Genomic DNA, 21,283 nt, shown 5'->3' with positions numbered 1-21,283 from the left:
TTAATTATACACTGCTTTTTTAAATTCTTCTGAATTTTTGACTGGATCAAAATCATGTTCTTCTTTTGCTATTTCCTTTATTGATGCATCTATTTGTATTGCTTTATTCAAATACAGCATTGTATTTTTTATGTCTCCTCTTCTTCCATAAATAGATGCTATACCATAATAACTCCATTCATAATCTTCAACATCTAAAGCCTTATTATACCATTCAAGTGCATCATCCATTCTTCCATATAATTCATATGTAAGTGCTTTATTAAACCTTGCATATCCATAATTGTTATCAATACTTAATGCCTTATCTATATCATCTATACCACTATTGAAATCTCCATTATAAGACTTCGCAATTCCTCTTATATTATATCCCATTGCATTACTTGGAAATTCATTTATAAGCAAATCTGCTTTGCTAATTGACTCAGTGTACTTATGTGAAAAAAATAAATTATATGCTTCGTCGTATAATTCATTTTCCCTTTCCGAATAACTAGACTTTTCATTTGTTTTATCATTAACAGCCTTTTTAGAATCATCCTTCATATCTATACTTTCTAGTTCTTTATTGGCTACATTATTATCTGATTGTTGCGTTCCCTCAGGCATTATTATTTCTTTTTCTTCTTTATATTTCTTATCCTTTCCATTTCCATTTTCTATAAATTCATGAGATATTATTCCCAATGCTATTAGCACTAGCACAAATAATAGTATTCTTTTATTTTTCTCTTTTCCTGGTAACTTAATTCTGCTCATATATTTCTCCTTTTAATACGGCTTAATATATAACTTCATTTTATTTTACCGAATCTAAATATTCTCTTTGACCAATTTCATACAAGTTATTTCCTTGAGCATCTATAATAACAACTAGAGGCATATCCTTAACCTCCATTTTTCTTATAGCTTCAGCACCTAAATCTTCATAAGCGATTATTTCAGACTTAATAATACTTTTTCCTATTAATGCGGCCGCCCCTCCAATTGCTCCAAAGTATACTGCCTCATTGCTTTTGATTGAACTAATTACTTCACCGTTTCTTGCACCTTTACCTATCATTCCTTTTAGTCCAATGTCCATTAATTTAGGTGCATAAGCATCCATTCTGTAGCTAGTTGTTGGACCAGCAGATCCTATAACAGTACCTGGCTTAGCTGGTGATGGTCCAACATAGTATATAACCTGATCTTTTATATTAAAAGGCAGTTCCTTCCCTTCATAAAGCAATTCTATCAATCTTTTATGTGCGGCATCTCTAGCAGAATATATTATCCCACTTAACAAAATACTATCTCCTGCTTTTAATTGTCTTATCTTTTCTTCATTAAGAGGTGTCTCTAATTTAATTTCCATACCTTTTCTCCAATCATACATATAATTTCAATTTTTATTTCTAATGCATTCTTACCAATTAGACTTTTAATAAAATATATGACTCTAAAAAATTTAATTCATCAAAGCTTCATCTTAAGCAGTCAAATAATGAAAGTTAGATAGTTCATAAAGAATTAGCTATGTTATTTAGAACTTATATATATCTTATTTAAATCATAGTTTTTATAGTATTACCTCTTTATGTCTGGTAGCATGACAATTTATATTTACCGCAACAGGTAACCCCGCAATATGCGTTGAATAAGTCTCTATATTTAACCCTAATGCAGTTGTTTTACCTCCGAAGCCTTGTGGTCCAATTCCCAATTTATTTACTTCTTGTAATAGTTCCAATTCTAATTCCTTATAAAATTCATCTTCATTCCTTATATTGATGGGTCTTAATAATGCTTTCTTAGCTAAGTATGCTGCCTTATCAAAAGTCCCTCCAATTCCAACACCTATTACCATAGGAGGACATGGGTTAGGTCCTGCCGCTTTAACTGTATCTATTATGAACTTCTTCACTCCATCCAGTCCATCTGATGGCTTTAACATACCTATTTTACTCATATTTTCAGAACCAAATCCCTTTGGTGCTAATATGATCTTAACCTTATCACCATCCACTATGTCATAATATATTATAGCTGGAGTGTTGTCCTTTGTATTAACTCTTCTTATCGGATCTTTTACTACCGATTTTCTTAGAAATCCTTCCTCATATCCCCTACGTACTCCTTCATTAATAGCATCTTCAATCCTTCCACCAACTAAATGAACATCTTGTCCTATTTCAATAAATACACATGCCATTCCCGTATCTTGGCACATAGGCATTTTTTCATTTCTTGCAATTTCTGAATTTATTAATATCTTATCTAAAACATCTGATGCTAATTTCCATGGTTCTTCTTTCTTAGCATTTAATAATGCATCATTAATATCTGATCCTAAGAAATAATTAGCTTCAATTGATAAATTTTTAATAGCTTCTGTTATAAGTTCAACATTTATTTCTCTCATTCTTACAGCTCCTTTATTATCGCTTATAAACTATACATTTATACTTATTACTACATATAAGTTTAAAAGTATTTCTTACTATTTACAACCCCAAATAAATTTTATTTGATCCAATAATTCTCAGACCTCCATACAAGCAATTGCGGTATATACTGTACATCATAATCATAAACGGAGCATTCTCTATGATGATTTTTAGTATTTTCCTGCTTAATATTACTAAATACTTTTTCTATTTTTAAATTTATCGCTCATAATTATAGTTCATTACTACTATAATTATATATATATGTTGCAATAACTGGCTTACATTTAAAATACTTGTAAGCCAAGTATTGAATTTTAAAAATGCAAGAATTCAATTGCAACATATATAATTATTTTATATATTTGAGAGGTTAATTTATGAACCCTAAAAATTTAGATAAATTCCTTACTATACTAATTTACTTTTTAATTGTTCTTTTAACCTGTTTGTTATTGTATAATCTTTTTTTATTAGTAGACAAATTATACCACTCTTATGACTATCCAAAAAACAGCATAAAAGTTGGTCCCATTTTTATGAAATTAAATAACTAGCTATCTTTACTTTCAAAATATTTATTGATACCAGCTGTTATTCCTTTTGCTATTTTGTCCTGATGTTCATCACTTTTTAGTTTTTGCTCTTCCTCATAATTAGATAAAAAGCCACATTCTACGAGAACACATGCACCCTCATATCCATCTCTAAGTATTCTATATTGTTCCTTTGCTGCCTTGGGAACTCTCTTATTATTATCATTTATTGTTTCTTTGAGTGATGCTTGAATATTTTCTGCTAAAGACTTGCTGATCTCATTCGATGAATACCAAACTTGAGACCCAAAGCAACTGGACTGTGGAAACATATTCTGATGTATAGATATAAATATATCACATTTAACATCTTTCTTCATTTGACATCTGGCATTGAGATCTTTAACTTTCTTCGCATCCAATTGAGAATCTCCTTCTCTTGTCATATACACAGCATATCCAGCATCCTCCAGCTCCTGTTTTAACTTTAAGGATATAGATAAATTTATATCCTTCTCTATAGTTCCACTCTTTGATTTTGCTCCCCCATCAATTCCTCCATGACCAGGATCTATCAATATTATCCTTTTATCTTTATTTTCTTCGGAATTTGTTCTTACTGGAATTCCAGACATTAAGCAAAATATGCAGAACAATGCTATCCATTTTTTCATTCTCATAAAACTATTCCTCCAAATCATTTAGACTTACATAGTGTATTGTTTGCTATACAATCTTAATTATTCAAATTCATTTATATTAATAAACTTTTATTTTTTATTAAGCATATTTTATAGAACACCCAATAGATGTATCACCACAATTTTTAATATAATATCTAAAATATTTAATCAATTGAAATCCATTTGTAATTACCATATATAGAAATGTTAATAATTTTATTAAAAATGAATTATACCATTTAGAACTTATATATACATGAATATATATTGTATATAGTAGCGCCATATTTAGACTTGTAATAGCTAAAGAATTCATTTAAGGCAAAATATATAGGCTTAGTTTGAACATATATATAATAGAAGAATTTATAACTATATTAGGAAGTGGCACCAGAACCGCATTACTAGAAATGTAATAACTATTATTTATATTTGTTCTTTAAAATCACATATTTTTATATAAAATAAAAATCCCACAAACACCGCGTTTGTGGGATTTTTGATCTCCAAATATTATCTCTTTGAGAATTGTGGAGCTCTTCTTGCTGCTTTAAGACCGTATTTCTTTCTTTCTTTCATTCTTGGGTCTCTTGTTAAGAATCCAGCCTTCTTTAATTCTGGCTTTAAAGCTTCATCAGATTTAACTAATGCTCTAGCTATACCATGTCTAATAGCTCCTGCTTGACCTGTAAATCCACCACCGTGAACATTTACTAAAACGTCAAATCTATCCTTAGTTCCAGTTAAAACTAATGGTTGGTTTACGATAACTCTTAATGTTTCTAAACCAAAAAAGTTTTCTATTTCTCTTTTATTTACAAGAACCTTACCACTTCCTGGTACAAGTCTTACTCTTGCAACTGATTTCTTTCTTCTTCCAGTTCCCATGTATTGAACTTTTGCCATTTCTTTTTCCTCCTCCCGAGATCGTATTAGTATCTTAATTCTAGTACTTCTGGTTTTTGAGCCGCATGATTATGTTCTGCACCTCTATATACATTTAATTTCTTTAACATTTGTCTTCCTAAAACACCGTTTGGAAGCATTCTTCTTACTGCTTCTTCAAAAGCAAATTCAGGCTTTTTATCTAATACTACTCTATAAGGAGTTTCTTTTAATCCGCCTGGGTAAAGACTATGCTTTCTCATTAATTTTTGATCTAATTTCTTACCAGTTAAAACTACCTTTTCTGCATTAATTACAATAACAAAATCTCCGCAGTCAACATTAGGTGTAAATGTTGGTTTATTTTTACCTCTTAAAATTGAAGCAACTTGGCTAGCAACTCTACCTAGTGGCTTACCAGCAGCATCAACTACATACCATTTTCTTTCAATTTCACTTGCTTTAGCAATGTATGATTTCATCTGTTTCCCTCCCTGAACTTACATTAATTCTTTACTTATTATTTTAAGTAAGATTTTTTATGTCAAGACCCGGGGCTAGTGGATCTTATATACATAAATGTTTTAACAAACAAACCTATTATAATACACGCACACGGGCGTGTCAACACATTTTTATCATTTAATAGAAAACTTTTTCTAATATTAATCCGTTTGGCGGTACGCACATTCCTGCTTTTTTTCTATTTCCTTCTTCTATTATATCTTTTATATTTTCCGCTTCCAGCTTTCCATTTCCAATCTTTATTAATGTGCCTACTATTATTCTCACCATATTATACAAAAATCCATCAGCCGTAATAAATATTTTTATTTCATTTCCATTTTGCTCTATATAGAGATCCTGAATAGTTCTTGTTGTAGTTTTTATTGAGCTTCCTGGAGACATAAACGCCCTAAAGTCATGTCTCCCTATAAAATATTCACATGCTCTTCTCATCTCATTTATATCCAATTTATACTTATAATGATACAGATATTGATGACCTAAAGATAACCTTTCATATCTATTTACGATTGTATAAGAGTATGTCTTTCCCTTTGATGAATATCTTGCATGAAAATCTTCACTTACCTCTTCTGATTTAATTATAGATACATCTTCTGGCAATCTTGTATTAATAGCTTCTCTGAACTTATCTCCAGGTATTGAAGAATTAGTCAAAAAATTTGCAACCATTTCCCTTGCGTGAACACCAGCATCAGTCCTGGAACTTCCATTAATCATAATTTCCTCTCCAGTAGCCTTAAATATTGCTGTCTCTATTACTTTTTGAACAGTTCTTCCTTTAGGTTGCCTTTGCCATCCGCAAAAGTTACTTCCATCAAACTCAATAATTAATTTTATATTTCTCATTTAAGTTATCTTACTCCTATAGCATAATGAATCTTACAGCTATGCACCATAAAACTAAAATACAAAATACAATAAAAGCAACCAGGTCCCTATACGAAAATTCAAGTATTTTCATTCTAGTTCGCCCAGCACCACCTCTATAGCCTCTTGCTTCCATTGCCATTGCTAATTCATCTGCTCTTCTAAATGAACTGATAAATAGAGGCACTAATAATGGTACTAAACTCTTAGCCTTTTTTATTATTCCGCCTGACTCAAAATCAGCTCCTCTAGCCTTCTGAGCTTTCATTATTTTATCCGTTTCATCTATTAAAGTAGGTATAAATCGTAAGGCTATTGTCATCATCATAGCAAGTTCATGAGCCATTTCTTTTCCAATTGGCCTTAATAATTTTTCGATTCCATCAGTTAACTCAATTGGAGATGTTGTTAATGTTAACAGTGATGTTCCTACTATTAATAGAATTAATCTTATTGCCATAAATGCTGCAATACTTAACCCCTCTGGATATGCCTTTAAAAATCCAATACTAAAAACTTCTGTCCCTTCAGCTCCCCTAACCATAAATATATTTAGAGCAGCTGTTAAGACTATCAATAGAAAAATTGGCTTCAATCCATTAAAAATAAATCTAAATGGCACCTTTGCGATCAATATTATAGCTAGTAAAAAAACAACGACAAAAGTATAACCTATAAATTTATTTATGATAAATAAACATGCAATAAAAAGTATTGATATAAGTATTTTTGTTCTAGGATCTAACTTATGAACAAATGACTCTCCAGGTAAATATTGTCCTATTGTAATATTCTTCAACATAATTTTGTCTATTCCCCTTTCACTTTATTTATCCTCAAAGTAGACAAAAGTTGCTTTTTTGCTTCCTCTATCGTAAATATATTATCTGGAATGTCAAATCCTTTTTTTCTTAGTTCTCTTATTAGATATGTTACCTGAGGAACGCCAAGTCCTATCTTCTCTAGCACATCAACTTCTTTAAATACTTCTGCTGGAGTTCCTTGTAGTGCTACTTTTCCGCCATTCATCACAATAATTCTTTCTGCAATCTTTGCAACATCCTCCATACTATGACTAACTATAATTATAGTCATATTATAATCCTCATGTAGCTTTCTTATCTGATCTAATATATCATCTCTACCCTTTGGATCTAACCCTGCCGTAGGCTCATCCAATATTAGTGTTGTAGGTTGCATTGCTATAACTCCTGCAATTGCAACTCTTCTCTTCTGACCGCCGCTTAAATCAAATGGCGATCTATCTTTATAAGTCTCATAGTCTAGACCAACCATTTCCATCGCCCTAATTACTCTATCATTAATTTCGCTATCGGAAAGTCCTAAATTTCTAGGCCCAAATTCAATATCCTTAGCTATAGTTTCCTCAAAGATTTGATATTCTGGATACTGAAATACCAAGCCAACTTTTTTTCTTATATCCGTAAGCTTTGCTTTTTTATCAGTAATATTTGTTCCATCAACAATTATTTCTCCACTAGTTGCTTCTAGTAAACCATTAAAATGTTGTATTAAAGTAGATTTACCAGAGCCAGTATGCCCAATTAGTGCTACAAATTCTCCGTCTTTTATTTCTAAAGACACATTGTCCAATGCAATCTTTTCAAATGGACTCTTAGGCATATATATGTGTGTTAAATTTTCTACTTTAATTGACATAATTCATTCACCATCTCATCCACATTTAATATTTTTTCATTTATATCTATTCCTGCCTTTTTTAGCTCATAAGCTAATTCAGTAACCTGTGGAACATCTAAACCTATTTTTTTCATTCGCTCTACCTGAGGAAAAATTTCTCTAGGAGTCCCCTCCATTTTTACACTTCCACCATCCATTACTACAATTCTATCAGCTTGAGCTGCCTCATCCATATAATGTGTTATTAATACTATAGTAATACCATGAACTTTATTTAATTCATTTATGGTTTTTAGAACTTCTCTTCTTCCTGATGGATCCAACATTGCTGTAGGTTCATCAAAAATTATGCATTCAGGTTGTATTGCAAGTATTCCTGCTATAGCAATTCTTTGCTTTTGCCCACCAGATAAAAGATGTGGTGCATGCCTTTTATATTTGCTCATTCCAACTTTCTCTAGACTCTCATCGACTCTTTTTCTTATCTCTAATGGTTCTATTCCTAAATTCTCAGGTCCAAAAGCTACATCTTCTTCTACTATGGTGGCAACTAATTGGTTATCAGGATTTTGAAACACCATTCCTGCTCTAGATCTAATCTCCCAAACATTCTCCATTTTACTAGTATCCAAGCCATCTACAATCACTGTTCCCTCTGATGGTACGACCAATGCATTCATATGCTTAGCTATCGTTGATTTACCTGATCCATTATGCCCTAAAACTACTAAAAACTCCCCCTTTTTCACCTCTAAATCTACATCTTTTATCGCATATTTTTCTTGCTTAACTCCTTCTGTATCCTTTACATATTTAAAAGATACTTTTGCACACTTTATCATCGCATCACTCATAGTGTACCTCCCCATGATGTTTTATAGTTTTAATATATTATACAAATGTTTTTCAAAGACAACATTGTTATCTTTGATATTAAATTATTATTTTCATTATATCTCAAAATCCAGCATATTCAACAAAAAAATATATATCTTGAGTAAGAAAACATCTCTATAATAAATTAAGTTCCAATTTTATTTTCTATGTCAAAATGGGGATTAAGTTTAAACTTAATCCCCCATTAGTATTATACTAATTCAAGTATTACTATCTCAGCTCCGTCCCCTCTTCTAGGACCTTTTTTAATTATTCTTGTATATCCGCCATTTCTTTCAGTATACTTTGGAGCTACATTATCAAATAAATTCTTAACAACTAATTCTTCTTGAACATAAGATAATACTTGTCTTCTAGCATGAAGATCTCCTCTTTTTCCAAGAGTAATCATTTTTTCTGCTATTGATCTAGTTTCTTTAGCTCTTGTTTCAGTTGTCTCGATTTTACCATGTTTTAATAGACTAGTAACAAGATTTCTTAGCATAGCTCTTCTTTGGTCTGTAGGAAGACCTAATTTACGATGACCTGCCATGGATTTACCTCCTTACTCCTCGGTTAGTTTTAGGGCTAAACCTAATTCTTTAAGCTTTCTTTCAACTTCTTCTAAAGATTTCTTTCCTAGATTCCTTACTTTCATCATATCATCCATAGATTTTGTAGCAAGTTCTTGGACTGTATTAATTCCGGCTCTCTTTAAACAGTTATATGATCTAACTGATAAATCAAGTTCTTCTACAGTCATTTCTAGGACTTTTTCTTTCTTATCGTCTTCTTTTTCTATCATTATTTCAACGTCATTAGTATTATCTGTTAATGACATGAATAATTTAAAGTGTTCAATAAGTATTTTTGCTGATAAACTAATAGCTTCATCTATTTTTATAGTACCATTAGTCCAAATTTCTAAAGTTAATTTATCATAATCAGTAATTTGACCAACTCTTGTATTATCAACAGTAAAATTAACTCTTTTTACTGGTGTATAAATAGAATCAACTGCTATAGCAGAAATTGGTAATTCATCACTCTTATTTTTATTCTGAGTAACATATCCTCTTCCTTTATTAACTGTCAATTCCATATAAAGTCTTCCATCGTTATCTAAAGTTGCAATATGTAAATTCTTATTAACAACTTCAACATCACCATCAGTCTTTATATCTGCTCCAGTAACTTCTCCTGGTCCTTTAGCATCAATATAAATAACTTTTGGACCTTCACCATTCATCCTTAGAGCTAATGATTTGATATTAAGAATTAATTCAGTAACATCTTCTTTAACTCCTTGAACAGTAGAAAACTCATGAAGCACACCGTCAATTTTGACAGAGGTTGTTGCAACTCCTGGAAGGGATGATAATAGTATTCTTCTTAGGGCATTTCCTAATGTAATACCGTATCCTCTTTCAAGTGGTTCAACAACGTACTTACCATAAGTACCATCTTCATTAGCTTCTATACATTCTATTATTGGCTTTTCGATTTCTAACATTGACAAACCCTCCTTATTTTAAAAATGGCAACCTTATTATGAGGGCAACTGATTCTATATTTGCATATATTGTGATAAATTTCTCTAACAAATATAAATATATTATTTACTGTATAACTCAACAATAAGTGTTTCGTTAACAGGCACATCTATATCTTCTCTTGATGGCTCTGCAACTACTTTTCCTTCATAGTTATCAACATTAGCTTCTAACCATTTTGGTAAAGTTTTTGGATTTTCAACAAAAGTTTTGAACTTTTCACTTGATCTGCTCTTTTCGCATACAGTAATTACATCATTAACTGAAACATGATATGAACAAATGTCAACCTTTTTACCATTTACTAAGAAATGTCCGTGAGTCACTAACTGTCTTGCCTCATTTCTTGATGAACCATAACCTAATCTATAAACTATGTTATCAAGTCTCATTTCTAGTAATTTAAGTAAGTTTTCACCTGTTATACCTTTAATATGCTCAGCTTTTTCATAATATGTTCTAAATTGGCCTTCTAATATGCCATAAATTCTTCTTGCTTTTTGCTTTTCTCTTAATTGAACACCATAGTTTGATACTTTCTTTTTGTTAGCTCCATGTTGTCCTGGTGCATAGCTTCTTCTAACGAAAGCACACTTATCTGTAAAACATCTATCACCTTTAAGGAAAAGTTTCATACCTTCTCTTCTACATAATCTACATGTAGCGCCAGTATATCTTGCCATTAAATTACACCTCCTATTACTACATTTATATTAGACTCTTCTTCTCTTTGGTGGTCTACAACCATTATGTGGTATTGGAGTAACATCTTTGATCAAAGTTACTTCTAGTCCTGCTGCTTGTAAGGATCTTATAGCTGCTTCTCTTCCTGAACCAGGTCCTTTAACATAAACCTCTATACTTTTTAAGCCGTGTTCCATTGCTACTTTAGCTGCAGTTTCTGCTGCCATTTGAGCTGCAAATGGTGTGCTCTTTCTTGATCCTCTGAAACCTAGTGCTCCTGCACTTGACCATGATAAAGCATTTCCTACTGCATCTGTTAAAGTAACTATTGAATTATTAAAAGTTGACTTAATGTGTGCAGCACCATGCTCAACATTTTTTCTTTCTTTTCTTCTTCTAGTTTTCTTTACTGTTTTAGCTGCCATTATCTTCCCTCCTTACTATTTCTTCTTATTTGCTATTGTCTTCTTAGGACCTTTTCTAGTTCTTGCATTAGTCTTAGTTTTTTGTCCTCTTACTGGAAGACCTCTTCTATGTCTAATTCCTCTATATGATCCTATTTCTACTAATCTCTTGATATTTAAAGCGACATCTCTTCTTAAGTCACCTTCAACCATTAAATTCTTGTTGATATAAGTTCTGATTTCATTAACTTCTTCTTCTGATAAATCCTTAACTCTTGTATCTGGATTAATTCCTGTTACAGCTAAGATTTTTTGTGAAGTTGATAATCCTATTCCATATATATATGTTAAACCTATTTCAACTCTTTTTTCTCTTGGTAGATCAATACCTGATATTCTTGCCATTAAAATTTACACCTCCTGATAATTGAAATGTATAAAAGTTGATTTTATAATTTATAATAAAATTTTAGGTCAATAGACGATTCTATTGACAGCCGCCCTAAAATTTATTTTTGATTAATTAAACGACTATATAATCATATTTGACTTTTGCTGAAATGTCAATATTATTTACATTTATTTTAATGTAAATAATATTGTAAACTTGATCATTAGCCTTGCTTTTGCTTGTGCTTAGGATTTTCACAGATTACCATTACTTTTCCTTTTCTTCTGATTACTTTGCACTTTTCACAAATAGGCTTAACTGATGGTCTTACTTTCATAGCTAACCCTCCTCATATTACTTTTGTAGTAGATCAATGTAAGTTATATCTACTTTATTTTGCTCTCCATGTAATTCTACCTCTGGTTAAATCATAAGGAGAAAGTTCTACTGTAACTTTATCTCCTGGTAAAATTCTTATGAAGTTCATTCTTAATTTACCTGATATGTGTGCTAGAATCTTATGGCCACTTTCAAGTTCAACTTGAAACATAGCGTTTGGTAAAGATTCTAATACCGTACCTTGCATTTCTATAACATCATCTTTTGACATAAGGTAATCAACCCTCCTTAACAATGCCTCTAAGCTTTAGGAATCTCTTAATCTTTAAATTAGTACTCTTATCGCATGAGTTTATTAATGATAATAATTCATCATCTACATCTTCTAAAATACTTAAGTGTTTAATTTTTTTCTTCTTAGGCATCTCAATTAATTTTGTATCTCCATTAGCTAGTAATACATAATCATCATCTATCTGCCTAACAACAACATATAAGTGATCTTTATCTCTTCCTGCTTTTGAAAGTACTACTTTTCCAATCAAGTCATTGTTTTGCAAATTTTTCACCTCTATGATTACCTTAGTATAAATTAACACTACCACAACGGTATTATGCAAATTTATAACTAAGCAACACTCTTTATTCTACTTAATCAGTGTTAATATTTCAGGTCCATCTGATAAAATTGCAACTGTATTTTCATAATGTGCCGATAAAGAAGAATCCGCTGTTACAACTGTCCATCCATCTTTTAATGTCTTAACCTTATAAGTACCAGCGTTAACCATAGGTTCTATTGCTAACACCATACCCTCCAGTAATTTCGGACCTCTACCAGACTTTCCGAAATTAGGTACATTAGGATCCTCGTGAACTTTTCGCCCAATCCCATGACCTACAAAATCTCTTACAACTGAGAAACCTGCTGCTTCTACGTAGCTTTGTATCTCATGTGATATATCAGTTAATTTATTTCCTTGTTTGGCAAACTTTATACCTTGGAAAAAACTTTCTCTTGTTATATCAATTAATCTTTGAGCTTCTACTGAAACTTCCCCTACAGAGAAAGTTCTTGCAGCATCTCCATGGAATCCATCAAAAAACGCCCCACAGTCAATACTAACTATATCGCCTTCTTTAAGAACATATTCTCCTGGGAATCCATGTATTACTTGCTCATTTACTGAAATACATAGTGACGAAGGAAAACCATATAAGCCTTTAAATGAAGGTTTTGCTCCATGCTTAGTTATAAATTCTTCTGCTATTCTATCCAAATTTGCAGTTGTTACTCCGGGTTTTACCTCTTTTTCAAGCAATAGCAATGTTTCTCCTACTATTCTACCTGCTTTTCTCATTATGGCTATTTCATAATGATTCTTTACAGTAATCATTATTTGTTGTTCCCTAACAATTCACATATTCCTCTGAAAACTTCATTAATAGCTTTTGTGCCATCCACTTCTGAAAGCAAGCCTTTTTCACCGTAAAATTCAATTAGCGGTTGTGTTTCCTTTTGATATACATCAAGTCTTTCCTTTACAGTCTCAACTGTATCATCTTTTCTCTGTATAACTTCACTTCCACACAAATCACATTTTCCTTCATTTGTTGGAGGATTAAATTTAACATGATAACTTGCTCCGCATGATGGACATACTCTTCTACCAGTCATTCTTTCTAGAATAAATTCATTAGGTACCTTTATAAGCAATGCGGTATCTAATTGTTCATTCTTATCTACAAGAAAGTTGTTAAGAGCATCAGCTTGAGCCACAGTTCTAGGAAAACCATCTAATAAATATCCGACCTTACAATCGTCCTGTTGCAGTCTATCCTTAACCATATTAATTGTTACTTCATCAGGAACTAATTGTCCGTTATCAATATAACCCTTTGCTTCTATTCCTAAGGGAGTGTTTTCAGAAATATTCTTTCTGAAAATATCACCTGTAGAAATATGTGGTATTGAATATTTATTGCTAATTGATTTAGCCTGTGTTCCCTTTCCAGCTCCAGGAGGACCTAGTAATACTATCTTCACTGGCTTCATCTCCATTTATTCTAATCTATTTAAGAAATCCTTTATAGTGCCTAACTACCATTTGTGATTCTACTTTTCTAGTAAAATCTAACGCAACATTTATAACAATTAATAATCCAGTTCCTGAAAAAGCTATATTTTGAAATTGTGTATAGTTTTGTATTATAACTGGAGTTACAGCCAATACCGCTGCTAATATACCTCCAATAAAAGATAGTCTGTTTAAAACTCTTTCAAAATATGTTGTGGTTTCTTCACCTGGCCTTACTCCAGGCACAAATCCTGCCGATTTATGCAAATTCTCAGACATTTCATCTGGTTTAAATGTAATCTGAGTATAAAACCAATTAAAGAATATTGTCAGTACTGCATATAGTACCATATACATCCAACTCTTTTGATTAAAGACAGATGTAGGATTATTTAATACCCACTTTGCCCACTCTTTTTGACTTTCACCTACTCCACCAAATAATGTGGCAATAGTTTTTGGAAAATCCATTACGGACATAGAAAATATAATAGCAAGAACCGCTGATCCAATTATACTTAATGGTATATGTGTTGATTGTGATTTAACCATATTACTATTGCCTGATGCAAATTTACCAGCATACTGCACAGGTATCCTTCTTTCTGATAAAGAAAAATATAGTATAGTCGCAAGTAGAAATACGGTAAATACTCCAAATAGTACAATTTCCACAATACTTGCACTTCCTGCTTGCTGAAGTGTCATCATTGAAGCAATTGTTGCTGGAACTCTCGAAATTATATTAACGAATATTAGTATTGAAGTACCATTTCCAATGCCCTTAACTGTAAGTTGATCACCTAACCACATACAAAATGTTGTTCCAACCACTAGTGCAAAAACAACAATAGTCTTTTGGATTGCAGTTAATCCAACTGTAGCTCCACTACTTGAAATTGTTGCAAAAATTCCATAAGCTAAGATAAAAGCTATTCCAAGAGATACATAACGTGTTGCATTTTGTATCTTTTTTCTGCCAGTATCTCCTTCTTTTGATAGTTGCTCCAATTGTGGGATAGCAACAGTTAATAATTGAATTATTATTGATGCATTAATGTATGGCATAACTCCTAATGCTAATATACTGGATCTGCTAAAAGCTCCTCCAGAAAGCATATCATAAAATCCTAATAGTCCACCAGACTGAGATAGATTTTTTAAAAAATCAGAGTTAATTCCAGGAAGAGGAATATGACTTCCCATCCTGAAAACTGCAACTAATAATACTGTCCATAAAATCTTTTTTCTAAGTTCAGGAACTTTGAATGCATTGTTTAAAGTTTGAAGCACTTTACATCACCTCAACTTTTCCCCCAGCTGCTTCAATCTTTTCTATAGCAGACTTAGAGAACTTACATCCTTTAACCGTTAAGCTTTTTTCTAATGTTCCGTTTCCAAGAATCTTTACTCCATCCAAAACTTTACTTACAACTCTTCTTTCAAGTAATAATTCTGGAGTAACTTCAGTACCATTTTCAAAGATATTTAATCTGTCAAGATTTATGCTAACAATCTTCTTTGCAAAAATGTTTGTAAAACCTCTCTTAGGAAGTCTTCTATATAAAGGCATTTGACCGCCTTCAAAACCAGGTCTTACGCCACCACCTGATCTTGCATTTTGACCCTTTTCACCTTTACCAGCATTTCTTCCTAATCCAGAACCAGTACCTCTACCAATTCTTTTAGGTGCTTTCTTGCTACCTGCTGCTGGTTTTAATTCGTGAAGTTTCATATTCAGTGCACCTCCTTGTTTTTATACTTCTTCTACTTTTAATAGATATTCAATCTTTTTTATCATACCTTGAACTTGAGGTGTTGCCTCAGGTTCTACTGTTTTTCTTATCTTTGTTAGTCCAAGAGCATTTGCAGTAGCGATATGGTCTTTTTTTCTACCTATTAAGCTCTTAACTAATGTAATTCTTAATTTAGCCATTGCAATATCTCCTTAACCTAATATTTCTTCAACAGATTTGCCTCTTAATTTAGCTATATCTTCTACTGTTCTTAAGCTAGCTAATCCGTTTATTGTTGCATTTACCATGTTATTAGGATTATTTGAACCTAATGATTTAGCTCTAACATCCTTTAATCCTGCTAATTCAAGTACTGCTCTTGCTGGACCTCCAGCAATAACTCCTGTACCTTCTTTAGCTGGCATAATTAGAACATTTGCAGTTCCGAACTTACCATTAACTTGGTGAGGAATTGTTGTTCCTACCATTGCAACGCTTACTAAGTTCTTCTTAGCATCTTCTATTCCTTTTTTTATTGCTTCTGGGATTTCGATTGACTTACCCATTCCAACGCCAACGTGTCCGTTCTCGTCTCCGACAACAACTAGAGCGCTGAATCTGAAGTTTCTACCACCCTTAACAACCTTAGTAACTCTGTTTATGAAAACAACCTTTTCTTTAAGGTCTAGTGTACTAGGATCGATTCTCATTTATTTCCCTCCTTGTTTAATTAGAATTTCAAGCCAGCTTCTCTAGCTGCTTGTGCTAATTCTTGAATTCTTCCGTGATATATGTATCCGCCTCTATCAAATACCACTACGTCAATTCCTTTTTCTATAGCTTTTTTAGCTACTAATTCACCTACAAGTTTAGCACCTTCTTTGTTTCCGCCTTTTGCAGCAAAATCTTTTTCTAAACTTGAAGCAGCTACTAATGTAACACCATTTATATCATCAATAACTTGTGCATATATATTCTTTTCACTCTTAAATACTGAAAGTCTTGGTCTTTCCGCAGTTCCAAAAACTTTTTTACGAACTCTAAGGTGACGTTTTTCTCTGCTCGCCTTTTTGTCTACCTTTTTGAACATAAAACTCACTCCTTTCTATTATTTCTTACCAGTCTTACCTTCTTTACGTCTGATCACTTCATTTTCATACTTAATACCTTTACCCTTATATGGTTCTGGTACTCTCCATTTTCTTATATCCGCTGCAGCAAATCCAACTTTTTCTTTGTCGATTCCACTAACTATTACTCTAGTTGCAGCTGGAGTTTCAAATGTGATTCCGTCAATAGGTTCAATTTCAACTGGATGTGAATATCCAAGGTTCATTACAAGCTTTTTACCTTGTAATTGAGCTCTATAACCAACACCAACTAAATCTAAAGTTTTTTGGTAACCTTGTTTTACTCCAATTACCATATTATTAATTAATGCTCTTGTTAAACCGTGAAGAGCTCTGTGATCTTTTTGTTCACTATGTCTAGTAACAATTACTTCATTGTTTTCAACAGCTATGCTAATATCTTTATGCATAGTTTTAACTAATTCACCTTTTGGTCCCTTAACTGTAACTAAATTGTCTGGTGTTACAGTAACAGTTACATCAGCAGGAATAGCTATTGGTAATCTACCTACTCTTGACATAATTGCACCTCCTGTATTATTTTAAAATTGCATTTTACAATTTTATCTAGTTTAATTTATCTGAGATATTACCAAACGTAGCAGATTACTTCTCCACCTAATCCGTTCTTTCTAGCTTCTCTATCTACCATTATTCCATTTGAAGTTGAAACAACAGCGATACCTAATCCATTAAGAACTTTTGGTACCTCGTCTTTCTTACAATAAACTCTTAATCCTGGTTTAGAAATTCTCTTAATACCAGTTATAACTCTTTCTTTATTAGCTCCATACTTAAGAGATAATCTTAACATTGGAACAACTCCATCGTTATATTCATTTATTTCTTTTATATAACCCTCTTGTAATAATATATTTGCAATTTCCTTCTTTACGTTTGAAGAAGGTACTTCTACCACTTCATGTCTTACAGCATTAGCATTTCTTACACGAGTTAATAAATCTGCTATAGGATCTGTCATAACCATTTAATGTGCCTCCTTTCGTTACATCGTATATCTTACCAACTTGCTTTTCTACAACCTGGAATTTCGCCCTTATAAGCAAGTTCTCTAAAACAAATACGGCATACTCCATATTTTTTTAATACAGCATGTGGTCTTCCACATATTCTACATCTTGTATAAGCTCTTGTCTTGTATTTAGGAGTTTTGCTCCACTTTTCAATAATAGCCTTACGTGCCAATGTGTTTCCCTCCTTATTATTGAGCGAATGGCATTCCAAGGAATCTTAATAATTCCCTAGCTTCTTCGTCAGTGTTAGCTGAAGTAACGAAGATTATATCCATTCCTCTAACTTTATCTATCTTATCATATTCTATTTCTGGGAATATTAATTGTTCTTTAATTCCTAATGAATAATTTCCTCTACCATCAAAAGCTTTGCTAGAAACCCCTCTGAAATCTCTAACTCTTGGTAGTGCGATGCTCATTAGTTTATCAGCAAACTCAAACATGTTAGCTTTTCTTAGAGTAACTTTGCATCCTAATGGCATGTTTTCTCTAATTTTAAAGTTAGCTACAGACTTTTTAGCTCTTGTTAATACAGGCTTTTGACCTGCTATTAAAGTCAAATCATTAACTGCTGATTCTAGCACTTTTTGATTTTCCTTAGCTTCTCCAACTCCCATATTGATTACTATCTTCTCTAGCTTTGGTACTTCCATTATGTTTTTATATCCGAACTTTTCAATCATAGCTGGAACTACTTCTTTTTGATATTTTTCTTGAAGTCTTGTCATATTAGTTACCTCCTTTCAAAATCTAGAATGTTTCTCCGCATTTTTTACATACTCTAACCTTAGTACCATCATCTAAAACTTTGTTACTAATTCTAGTCGCATTCTTACATTTGTTACAATATAACATAACTTTTGAGCTGTTGATCGCTGCTTCTTTTTCAATTATAGCGCTTTCAACTTGACCCTTATTAGCTTTTTGATGTTTTTTAACTATATTAACTCCTTGAACAAGAACTTTTCCTGTCTTTGGATACGCTTTTAACACTTCACCAGTTTTGCCTTTATCTTTTCCAGATATAACAATAACTGTATCATTCTTTCTTACATGTATCTTCAAGTTGGCCACCTCCTCTTATAGAACTTCTGGTGCTAATGATAAAATTTTAGTGAATTCTTTATCTCTTAGCTCCCTAGCAACAGGTCCAAAGATACGAGTTCCTCTTGGTTGCTTATCATCTTTGATTATAACTGCTGCGTTTTCATCAAATTTAATATATGAACCATCAGCTCTTCTTACACCTTTTACTGATCTAACTACAACTGCCTTTACAACATCACCTTTTTTAACAACTCCACCTGGTGTTGCACTTTTAACGCTAGCAACTATAACATCGCCGATATTACCAAACTTTCTTTTAGATCCACCTAATACTCTGATACACATAATTTCTTTTGCACCTGAATTATCTGCAACCTTTAATAAGGTTTGTTGTTGTATCATTAAATTACCCTCCTTTCAGTTTTAAAGCTTATTTAGCCTTTTCAACTATTTCAACAAGTCTCCATCTCTTATCTTTAGATAAAGGTCTAGTTTCCATTATTGATACTCTATCATTAATTTTAGCTTCATTATTCTCATCATGTACTTTAAACTTTGTAGTTCTATTAACTGTCTTACCGTATAATGGGTGTCTAACCTTAGTTTCAACGGCAACTACAATAGTTTTTTCCATTTTATCAGAAACAACCCTACCAATTCTTTTCTTTCTTAATGATCTTTCCATTAGGGCTTACCTCCTTCCAACTTTTATTGTTCCAATGCTTTTAATTCTTCTTCTCTTAAGATGGTTTTTATTTGGGCTATAGATTTCTTAACTTCTCTTATTCTCATTGGATTTTCTAATTGTCCTGTAGCTAATTGAAATCTTAAATTAAATAACTCCGCTTTAAGATCGCCCAATTTAACTGTTAAATCTTGAGGATTGCTTGATTTCAATTCTTTTAATTCTCTAGCCTTCATTATTCTTCACCACCCATTTCCTCAAAATCTCTTTTTGAAACAAATTTTGTTTTTACAGGAAGTTTATGTGAAGCAAGTCTCATTGCTTCTCTTGCAGTTTCTTCTGGTACTCCTGATAATTCAAATAGTACTCTACCTGGTTTAACTACTGCAACCCAGTATTCTGGTGATCCTTTACCTGAACCCATTCTTGTTTCAGCTGGCTTTTCTGTAACTGGTTTATCTGGGAAAATCTTTATCCAAAGTTTTCCACCTCTTTTAATGTATCTATTGATAGCAATTCTGGCAGATTCAATTTGGTTACTTGTTATCCATCCACAAGTTAGCGCTTGGATTCCGTAATCACCATAAGCTAAGAAATTACCTCTTGTAGCTTTACCTTTCATTCTACCACGTTGCACCTTACGATGTTTTACCCTTTTAGGCATTAACATGATCTATTCCTCCTTTCCTATGCGTTAGCCTCTTCCTTTTCTACTTTCTTAGTTGGAAGAACTTCTCCATTATAAACCCAAACCTTAACTCCGATTTTTCCATATGTTGTATCTGCTTCAGCAAATCCATAATCGATATCAGCTCTTAATGTTTGTAGTGGAATTGTTCCTTCATGATAATGTTCAGTTCTTGCTATTTCTGCTCCACCTAATCTACCAGAACAAGCAGTTTTTACACCTTTTATTCCGTGTTTCATAGCTCTTTGCATTGTTTGCTTCATAGCTCTTCTGAATGAAATTCTTTTTTCTAATTGTGCAGCAATATTTTCAGCCATTAATTGTGCATCAGCTTCTGCACTTTTAACTTCAACTATGTTTATTAAAACATTCTTATTTTCAACGAATTGAGTTAATTTATTTTTTAAAGCCTCAATTCCAGATCCACCTTTACCTATTATAACACCAGGCTTTGCTGTATATATGTTTAATTTTACTCTTTTCGCAGCTCTTTCAATTTCAATTTTAGAAATACCTGCAGAAAAAAGTTCCTTTTTCACAAATTTTCTGATCTTGTTATCTTCTATAAGATTATCAGCAAAGTTTTTCTTGTTAGCATACCATTTTGCGTCCCATCCCTTGATAACACCTACTCTAAGGCCATGAGGATTTACTTTTTGACCCACTTGCTTTTCCCTCCTTTTATCTTATTAAGCTCTTTCTTTAACAACTACTGTTATATTGCTTGTTTTCTTTAATATTTTAAATGCTCTACCTTGAGCATGAGGTTGGAATCTCTTTAATGTTGATCCTTGACCAACGAAACACTCTGAAACATATAAGTTATCAGCATTCAATTCCAAATTGTTTTCTGCATTAGCAACAGCTGATTTTAAAACTTTATTTATAACTACCGCTGCTTCTCTTGGAGTATATTGTAAAATAGCAAAAGCTTCGTTAACTTGTTTTCCTCTTATTAAATCAAGAATTACTCCTACCTTTGTTGGAGACATTCTAATATATTTTGCTATAGCTCTAGCTTCCATTTATGATCCTCCTTTCC

General features: G+C 32.3%; 36 protein-coding genes. All 36 read right to left on the bottom strand.

All coding sequences use genetic code 11. From position 1 onward, the window contains the following. The gene (locus F3K33_RS01120; RefSeq protein WP_023974809.1) at positions 1-762 is read right to left on the bottom strand and encodes a tetratricopeptide repeat protein; all 762 of its coding nucleotides are present in this window, start codon (positions 760-762) and stop codon (positions 1-3) included. A 40-nt stretch (positions 763-802) separates the two neighbouring features. Continuing rightward, complete coding sequence (locus tag F3K33_RS01115; protein ID WP_023974810.1) at positions 803-1,360, bottom strand: Fe-S-containing hydro-lyase; 558 nt, start codon at positions 1,358-1,360, stop codon at positions 803-805. Positions 1,361-1,564: 204 nt separating this feature from the next. Further along, positions 1,565-2,407 carry a fumarate hydratase gene (locus F3K33_RS01110; protein WP_023974811.1) on the bottom strand — a complete coding sequence of 281 codons (843 nt, stop codon included), beginning with the start codon at positions 2,405-2,407 and terminating at the stop codon, positions 1,565-1,567. A 578-nt stretch (positions 2,408-2,985) separates the two neighbouring features. Next, positions 2,986-3,648, bottom strand: a complete 663-nt coding sequence (cwlD, locus tag F3K33_RS01105; RefSeq protein ID WP_039772716.1) for an N-acetylmuramoyl-L-alanine amidase CwlD — start codon at positions 3,646-3,648, stop codon at positions 2,986-2,988. A gap of 516 nt (positions 3,649-4,164) precedes the next feature. Further along, positions 4,165-4,557, bottom strand: a complete 393-nt coding sequence (gene rpsI / locus F3K33_RS01100) for a 30S ribosomal protein S9 (RefSeq protein ID WP_008426638.1) — start codon at positions 4,555-4,557, stop codon at positions 4,165-4,167. A gap of 26 nt (positions 4,558-4,583) precedes the next feature. Then, a complete protein-coding gene (gene rplM / locus F3K33_RS01095) occupies positions 4,584-5,018 on the bottom strand; it encodes a 50S ribosomal protein L13 (protein WP_011967539.1) in 435 nt (144 codons plus the stop codon). 160 nt (positions 5,019-5,178) lie between these two features. After that, positions 5,179-5,913, bottom strand: coding sequence for a tRNA pseudouridine(38-40) synthase TruA (gene truA, locus F3K33_RS01090; protein ID WP_023974813.1), 735 nt, complete (start codon positions 5,911-5,913; stop codon positions 5,179-5,181). 16 nt (positions 5,914-5,929) lie between these two features. After that, positions 5,930-6,736, bottom strand: coding sequence for an energy-coupling factor transporter transmembrane component T family protein (locus tag F3K33_RS01085; RefSeq protein WP_017209692.1), 807 nt, complete (start codon positions 6,734-6,736; stop codon positions 5,930-5,932). Between the two features lie 8 nt (positions 6,737-6,744). Then, complete coding sequence (locus F3K33_RS01080; protein WP_023974814.1) at positions 6,745-7,614, bottom strand: energy-coupling factor transporter ATPase; 870 nt, start codon at positions 7,612-7,614, stop codon at positions 6,745-6,747. Then, positions 7,599-8,450, bottom strand: a complete 852-nt coding sequence (locus F3K33_RS01075; RefSeq protein ID WP_023974815.1) for an energy-coupling factor transporter ATPase — start codon at positions 8,448-8,450, stop codon at positions 7,599-7,601. The genes F3K33_RS01080 and F3K33_RS01075 overlap by 16 nt, the downstream gene beginning before the upstream one ends. 233 nt (positions 8,451-8,683) lie before the next feature. Then, positions 8,684-9,025 (bottom strand): 50S ribosomal protein L17, encoded by a 342-nt coding sequence (gene rplQ / locus F3K33_RS01070; protein WP_011967534.1) that lies wholly within the window; start codon positions 9,023-9,025, stop codon positions 8,684-8,686. Between the two features lie 12 nt (positions 9,026-9,037). Continuing rightward, on the bottom strand, positions 9,038-9,985 hold the full coding sequence (locus tag F3K33_RS01065; RefSeq protein ID WP_011967533.1) for a DNA-directed RNA polymerase subunit alpha: 948 nt from the start codon (positions 9,983-9,985) through the stop codon (positions 9,038-9,040). 102 nt (positions 9,986-10,087) lie between these two features. Then, positions 10,088-10,708: a 30S ribosomal protein S4 gene (gene rpsD, locus F3K33_RS01060; RefSeq protein WP_011967532.1), complete on the bottom strand. Its 621-nt coding sequence runs from the start codon at positions 10,706-10,708 to the stop codon at positions 10,088-10,090. A gap of 30 nt (positions 10,709-10,738) precedes the next feature. After that, a complete protein-coding gene (gene rpsK, locus F3K33_RS01055) occupies positions 10,739-11,134 on the bottom strand; it encodes a 30S ribosomal protein S11 (protein ID WP_011967531.1) in 396 nt (131 codons plus the stop codon). 15 nt (positions 11,135-11,149) lie between these two features. Then, the gene (gene rpsM / locus F3K33_RS01050) at positions 11,150-11,518 is read right to left on the bottom strand and encodes a 30S ribosomal protein S13 (RefSeq protein ID WP_011967530.1); all 369 of its coding nucleotides are present in this window, start codon (positions 11,516-11,518) and stop codon (positions 11,150-11,152) included. Positions 11,519-11,727: 209 nt separating this feature from the next. Next, positions 11,728-11,841, bottom strand: coding sequence for a 50S ribosomal protein L36 (gene rpmJ / locus F3K33_RS01045; RefSeq protein ID WP_003156543.1), 114 nt, complete (start codon positions 11,839-11,841; stop codon positions 11,728-11,730). A gap of 54 nt (positions 11,842-11,895) precedes the next feature. Then, the gene (gene infA / locus F3K33_RS01040) at positions 11,896-12,114 is read right to left on the bottom strand and encodes a translation initiation factor IF-1 (protein WP_002582630.1); all 219 of its coding nucleotides are present in this window, start codon (positions 12,112-12,114) and stop codon (positions 11,896-11,898) included. Positions 12,115-12,121: 7 nt separating this feature from the next. After that, positions 12,122-12,403: a KOW domain-containing RNA-binding protein gene (locus tag F3K33_RS01035; protein WP_011967529.1), complete on the bottom strand. Its 282-nt coding sequence runs from the start codon at positions 12,401-12,403 to the stop codon at positions 12,122-12,124. 87 nt (positions 12,404-12,490) lie between these two features. Then, a complete protein-coding gene (gene map, locus F3K33_RS01030) occupies positions 12,491-13,240 on the bottom strand; it encodes a type I methionyl aminopeptidase (RefSeq protein WP_039772814.1) in 750 nt (249 codons plus the stop codon). After that, the gene (locus F3K33_RS01025; protein WP_011967527.1) at positions 13,240-13,890 is read right to left on the bottom strand and encodes an adenylate kinase; all 651 of its coding nucleotides are present in this window, start codon (positions 13,888-13,890) and stop codon (positions 13,240-13,242) included. The genes map and F3K33_RS01025 overlap by 1 nt, the downstream gene beginning before the upstream one ends. Before the next feature lie 25 nt (positions 13,891-13,915). Next, positions 13,916-15,214, bottom strand: a complete 1,299-nt coding sequence (gene secY, locus F3K33_RS01020; RefSeq protein ID WP_039772816.1) for a preprotein translocase subunit SecY — start codon at positions 15,212-15,214, stop codon at positions 13,916-13,918. 1 nt (position 15,215) lies between these two features. Continuing rightward, positions 15,216-15,656: a 50S ribosomal protein L15 gene (gene rplO / locus F3K33_RS01015; protein WP_011967525.1), complete on the bottom strand. Its 441-nt coding sequence runs from the start codon at positions 15,654-15,656 to the stop codon at positions 15,216-15,218. A 21-nt stretch (positions 15,657-15,677) separates the two neighbouring features. Continuing rightward, positions 15,678-15,857: a 50S ribosomal protein L30 gene (gene rpmD / locus F3K33_RS01010; RefSeq protein ID WP_011967524.1), complete on the bottom strand. Its 180-nt coding sequence runs from the start codon at positions 15,855-15,857 to the stop codon at positions 15,678-15,680. Between the two features lie 12 nt (positions 15,858-15,869). Further along, positions 15,870-16,367 (bottom strand): 30S ribosomal protein S5, encoded by a 498-nt coding sequence (rpsE, locus tag F3K33_RS01005; protein WP_011967523.1) that lies wholly within the window; start codon positions 16,365-16,367, stop codon positions 15,870-15,872. A 20-nt stretch (positions 16,368-16,387) separates the two neighbouring features. After that, complete coding sequence (gene rplR / locus F3K33_RS01000) at positions 16,388-16,747, bottom strand: 50S ribosomal protein L18 (protein ID WP_011967522.1); 360 nt, start codon at positions 16,745-16,747, stop codon at positions 16,388-16,390. Positions 16,748-16,765: 18 nt separating this feature from the next. Further along, the gene (gene rplF, locus F3K33_RS00995; RefSeq protein ID WP_011967521.1) at positions 16,766-17,308 is read right to left on the bottom strand and encodes a 50S ribosomal protein L6; all 543 of its coding nucleotides are present in this window, start codon (positions 17,306-17,308) and stop codon (positions 16,766-16,768) included. Between the two features lie 68 nt (positions 17,309-17,376). Then, positions 17,377-17,775: a 30S ribosomal protein S8 gene (gene rpsH, locus F3K33_RS00990; protein ID WP_008426597.1), complete on the bottom strand. Its 399-nt coding sequence runs from the start codon at positions 17,773-17,775 to the stop codon at positions 17,377-17,379. A gap of 32 nt (positions 17,776-17,807) precedes the next feature. Further along, positions 17,808-17,993 (bottom strand): type Z 30S ribosomal protein S14, encoded by a 186-nt coding sequence (locus tag F3K33_RS00985; RefSeq protein WP_009167825.1) that lies wholly within the window; start codon positions 17,991-17,993, stop codon positions 17,808-17,810. A 16-nt stretch (positions 17,994-18,009) separates the two neighbouring features. Further along, positions 18,010-18,549: a 50S ribosomal protein L5 gene (gene rplE / locus F3K33_RS00980; RefSeq protein WP_023974819.1), complete on the bottom strand. Its 540-nt coding sequence runs from the start codon at positions 18,547-18,549 to the stop codon at positions 18,010-18,012. 22 nt (positions 18,550-18,571) lie between these two features. Then, positions 18,572-18,886: a 50S ribosomal protein L24 gene (gene rplX, locus F3K33_RS00975; RefSeq protein ID WP_011967519.1), complete on the bottom strand. Its 315-nt coding sequence runs from the start codon at positions 18,884-18,886 to the stop codon at positions 18,572-18,574. A 15-nt stretch (positions 18,887-18,901) separates the two neighbouring features. Next, positions 18,902-19,270 (bottom strand): 50S ribosomal protein L14, encoded by a 369-nt coding sequence (gene rplN, locus F3K33_RS00970; RefSeq protein ID WP_011967518.1) that lies wholly within the window; start codon positions 19,268-19,270, stop codon positions 18,902-18,904. Between the two features lie 28 nt (positions 19,271-19,298). Continuing rightward, positions 19,299-19,553, bottom strand: coding sequence for a 30S ribosomal protein S17 (gene rpsQ / locus F3K33_RS00965; protein ID WP_011967517.1), 255 nt, complete (start codon positions 19,551-19,553; stop codon positions 19,299-19,301). A 23-nt stretch (positions 19,554-19,576) separates the two neighbouring features. Beyond that, entirely contained in the window at positions 19,577-19,789 is a 213-nt protein-coding gene (gene rpmC, locus F3K33_RS00960; RefSeq protein ID WP_009167820.1) for a 50S ribosomal protein L29, read from the bottom strand. Then, positions 19,789-20,223 carry a 50S ribosomal protein L16 gene (gene rplP, locus F3K33_RS00955; RefSeq protein ID WP_008426579.1) on the bottom strand — a complete coding sequence of 145 codons (435 nt, stop codon included), beginning with the start codon at positions 20,221-20,223 and terminating at the stop codon, positions 19,789-19,791. The genes rpmC and rplP overlap by 1 nt, the downstream gene beginning before the upstream one ends. Positions 20,224-20,240: 17 nt before the next feature. Further along, a complete protein-coding gene (gene rpsC, locus F3K33_RS00950) occupies positions 20,241-20,906 on the bottom strand; it encodes a 30S ribosomal protein S3 (protein WP_011967516.1) in 666 nt (221 codons plus the stop codon). A 24-nt stretch (positions 20,907-20,930) separates the two neighbouring features. Next, on the bottom strand, positions 20,931-21,266 hold the full coding sequence (gene rplV, locus F3K33_RS00945) for a 50S ribosomal protein L22 (RefSeq protein ID WP_009167817.1): 336 nt from the start codon (positions 21,264-21,266) through the stop codon (positions 20,931-20,933). Between the last annotated feature and the right edge of the window lie 17 nt (positions 21,267-21,283).

The sequence above is a fragment of the Clostridium beijerinckii genome, assembly GCF_008705175.1.
Classification (GTDB): Bacteria; Bacillota; Clostridia; order Clostridiales; family Clostridiaceae; genus Clostridium; species Clostridium beijerinckii.
The sequence above is the reverse complement of the archived record's forward strand: the minus strand, read 5'-3'. Positions and strand labels throughout refer to the sequence as shown.